This window comes from uncultured Corynebacterium sp., from assembly GCF_937999985.1.
Lineage (GTDB): Bacteria > Actinomycetota > Actinomycetes > Mycobacteriales > Mycobacteriaceae > Corynebacterium.
Genome location: NZ_CALLDG010000105.1, coordinates 1 through 3,342, shown reverse-complemented (window position 1 = coordinate 3,342; position 3,342 = coordinate 1). Strand labels below are relative to the sequence as shown.

The following is a 3,342-nucleotide window of genomic DNA, read 5'->3' as shown; positions in this document are numbered from 1 at the left end:
CTGCTGGTTGTGACTCCTTACTACTCTCGTCCCAGCCAAGAGGGCATCTACCAGCACTTTAAGACTGTTGCGGACGCGGTGGATATTCCAGTGTGCGTCTACGACATTCCCTCTCGTTCCGTCGTTCCGGTGGAGCCGGAGACCCTGCACCGACTGGCCGATCATCCACAGATCGCCGCCGTCAAGGATGCAAAGGGCGACCTGGCCGCCGGCATGGAGCTGATTGAGAACACCGACCTGGCTTGGTACTCGGGTGATGACCCGCTGAACCTGCCCTGGTTGGCCGCAGGTGCCACCGGCTTTATCTCTGTGATTGGCCACGTAGCAACGCGACAGCTCAAGCAGCTGAGGGATGCGTTCGACGCAGGCGACATCGCCACCGCCCGTAGCATCGCAGTGCAACTGCAGCCGCTACAGAAGGCACAGGCCCGCCTCGGGGGCGTGACATTCGCGAAGGCAGCACTGAAGCTAAAGGGGAAGGACGTGGGTGCACCGCGTCTTCCCATTATCGAACCAACAGCCGCTGAGATGGATCAGCTGGCTCAAGACCTGCAGGCAGCAGGGGTATAGGGAAAATATGACTGAACAACGTTCCCGAGGCCGCAAGGTTACTCGGAAGGCCGCTCCGCCGAGCGCTGAAGCGGAAGCACAATCGGATAACACCGCTGTCTCCAACGCTGAGGCTGCGACGGTTTTCAACGATGGTGGCGTCGCTAAGAACAACGCCAACAACAACTCCGGCGGCAACGATAACAACCACTCCGGCGACAACGGCGGTAATAAGAACAACAACGGTGGCGGCAACCGCAACCGTAACCGTCGCTCCCGTGGCCGCGGCCGTGGCAACGGCAACAACAACAACGGTGGTGGCAAGGGTCGTGGCCGGGGTCGCGGTGGCGACCGTCGCAAGGGCGCGCTGAAGACCATGCAGGGCGCGGACCTGACGCAGCGCCTGCCGAGGCCGCCGAAGCAGCCGAAGGGCAGCCTGCGTATCGTCGCGCTGGGCGGTATTTCCGAGATCGGCCGCAACATGACGGTCTTCGAGTACGAAGGCCGTCTGCTGATCATCGACTGTGGCGTGCTGTTCCCGAGCTCCGGTGAGCCGGGCGTGGATCTGATCCTGCCTGACTTCAGCTACCTGGAGGACAAGTGGGACCGCGTGGAAGCGCTGGTCATCACCCACGGCCACGAGGACCACATCGGCGCGATCCCGTGGCTGCTGAAGCAGCGCGCGGACATTCCGATCATCGCCTCCCGCTTTACCTGCGCGCTAATCGCCGCCAAGACTCAGGAGCACCGTCAACGCCCGAAGCTGATCGAGGTCGACGAGAACTCCCACGAGAGCCGCGGACCTTTCGATCTGCGCTTCTTCGCCGTGAACCACTCCATCCCGGACTGCCTGGGCATCGCCCTGAAGACCGGTGCTGGCCTGCTGGTGCACACCGGCGACATCAAGCTGGACCAGACTCCGCTGGACGGACGTCCGACGGACCTGCCGGCGCTGTCTCGCTTCGGCGACGAGGGCGTGGACCTGTTCCTGTGTGACTCCACCAATGCGACTACACCGGGTGTCTCCGGCTCCGAGGCGGACATTGCGCCGACGCTGAAGCGCCTGGTGCGCGACGCCAAGCAGCGCGTCATCATCGCCTCCTTCGCATCCAACGTCTCCCGTGTGCAGTCGGCTGTGGACGCCGCCGTGGCGGCCAACCGCAAGGTTGCCTTCAACGGCCGCTCCATGATCCGCAATATGGAGATTGCCGAGCGCATGGGCTACCTGAACGTCCCGCGCGGCACCATCGTCTCCATGGACGAGGCCTCCAAGATGGCTCCGCACAAGGTCGTGCTGATTACAACCGGCACGCAGGGCGAGCCGATGGCGGCACTGTCGCGTATGGCCCGCCGCGAGCACCGGCAGATCACCGTCCGCGATGGCGACCTGATCATCCTGTCCTCCTCTCTGGTTCCGGGTAACGAGGAAGCGGTGTTCGGCGTGATCAACATGCTGTCCCAGATTGGCGCGACCGTGATCACGGGCCGCGACGCGAAGGTGCACACCTCCGGCCACGGCTACTCCGGCGAGCTGCTATTCCTATACAACGCCGCCCGCCCCCGCAACGCGATGCCGGTGCACGGCGAGTGGCGCCACCTGCGCGCCAACAAGGAGTTGGCGATCAGCACCGGTGTGAACCCGAACAACATCCCGCTGGCGCAGAACGGCGTGGTTGTCGACCTGCACAACGGTCACGCGAAGGTAGTCGGCCAGATCACCGTCGGTAACCTGTACGTCGACGGCACCCGCATGGGCGACATCGACAGTGGAGTTCTGGAGGACCGCACCGCGATGTCCGAGGGTGGTCTGATTTCCATCACCACCGTCATCGACAACCGCACCGGTCGTCCGCTGGAGGTTCCGAGCGTGCAGGCCAAGGGCTTCTCCGACGATGCCCGCGACATGCTCAAGGAGATCCAGGAGAAGGTCGACAACGTCATGATCGACCTGGCCGGAGAGGGCGAGAATGACCCCTACCGCATGGCACAGGCAATTCGCCGCAAGGTGGGCAAGCTGATCTCCGACAAGTGGAACCGCAAGCCGATGATCGTGCCGACTGTCGTTCCGATGAGCTCGGAGATCGTCGAGGAGCTCGAGGAAGAAGAGTCGCGAGAATCCGTATAGCCTAAGGTTTCGCTACGCTGGGGTGGCATGGAACACAACATGAACACCTCCCAAGCAGAACGCGAAGCCCTGGCGAACCTTCTACAGCAGTCCAGCCCAGACGCACCTACGTTGTGCGCGGGCTGGACTGCTCGCGATTTGGTGGTCCACCTCGTCATCCGCGAGTACCGTCCGGACGCCGCCGCAGGCATGTTCTTCAAAGGCCTGGCCAACCGCCTGGATTCCGTGAGCCACGACTACGAGTCCAAGCCGTACGCAGAACTGGTGGAGATGTACCGCAACGGTCCGCCGACGTGGAACCCATTGCGACTGGCGGACAAGTACGCCAACCTCGCCGAGAACTTCGTTCACCACGAGGATCTGCGCCGTGGGGGAGGGGAGTACGCTCCCCGCGACCTTCCGCAGTCCACCCGGGATGACCTGTGGAAGGCGGTGGGGAAGATGGTGAAGTTCTTCCTGCGTTCCTCGACCATTCACGTGGTGCTGGAGCGTACCGACGCCGCCACGCCGACGGTGGTTCGTGCGGGCGCCGATAGCACCGACGAGGTGCGGGTAAGTGGTGAGGCTGGAGAGCTGTTGCTGTGGCTTTATGGCCGCGACGGCGCGGTGGACGTTGTTTTGACACCGGCCGATGAGGGCACGACCGCGCGCATCAAGCGGCACGTGTT

General features: G+C 63.4%; 3 protein-coding genes. All 3 read left to right on the top strand.

What is annotated here, in order from left to right:
- On the top strand, positions 1 to 570 hold a 570-nt coding region (locus Q0331_RS04945; RefSeq protein WP_298075363.1), incomplete at its 5' end, for a dihydrodipicolinate synthase family protein.
- 7 nt (positions 571 to 577) lie between these two features.
- Positions 578 to 2,674: a ribonuclease J gene (locus Q0331_RS04940; RefSeq protein WP_298075362.1), complete on the top strand. Its 2,097-nt coding sequence runs from the start codon at positions 578 to 580 to the stop codon at positions 2,672 to 2,674.
- 27 nt (positions 2,675 to 2,701) lie between these two features.
- A partial coding sequence (locus tag Q0331_RS04935; RefSeq protein ID WP_298075361.1) for a TIGR03085 family metal-binding protein occupies positions 2,702 to 3,342 on the top strand: 641 nt, incomplete at its 3' end.

Bases quoted from the DNA above. Each gene is read 5' to 3' on its own strand.
- Q0331_RS04940 (WP_298075362.1), top strand. From the start codon at position 578: ATGACTGAACAACGTTCCCGAGGCCGCAAGGTTACTCGGAAGGCCGCT.